The sequence below is a fragment of the Mesorhizobium sp. WSM4844 genome (genome assembly GCF_055811775.1).
Window position 1 is genome coordinate 1 of record NZ_JBVVQB010000197.1, and the last position, 429, is coordinate 429.

Here is a 429-nt window from a genome sequence, read left to right on the forward strand (position 1 = left end):
AAAATGGCAAAGTCGAATTTCCGGCCGCTGCATGACCGCGTGGTCGTTCGTCGGGTCGAATCCGAATCCAAGACCTCCGGCGGCATCATCATCCCCGACACGGCTAAGGAAAAGCCGCAGGAAGGCGAGATCATCGCCGTTGGTTCCGGCGCCCGCGACGAAGCCGGCAAGCTCGTCCCGCTGGACGTCAAGGCCGGCGACCGCATCCTGTTCGGCAAGTGGTCTGGCACCGAAGTCAAGCTCAATGGCGAAGACCTTCTGATCATGAAGGAATCCGACATCATGGGCATCATCGGCTGACACGCCGCCGCCCTTCATCCGCACCATCCAATCTGAATTTCGGGCGAAATGCCCAGGAGCTAAAAATGGCTGCCAAAGACGTAAAATTTTCTCGCGATGCCCGTGAGCGCATGCTGCGCGGCGTCAACA

The 429-nt window shown here is 59.0% G+C and carries 1 protein-coding gene; it reads left to right on the forward strand.

Annotation, left to right across the window (positions count from 1 at the left end; genetic code table 11):
• The first annotated feature begins 3 nt into the window (after positions 1–3).
• Positions 4–300, forward strand: coding sequence for a co-chaperone GroES (gene groES, locus AC0L2A_RS36410; protein WP_254023998.1), 297 nt, complete (start codon positions 4–6; stop codon positions 298–300).
• Positions 301–429: the final 129 nt, after the last annotated feature.

Coding starts and splice junctions, on each gene's coding strand:
- groES (WP_254023998.1), top strand. CDS start 4: ATGGCAAAGTCGAATTTCCGGCCGCTGCATGACCGCGTGGTCGTTCGT.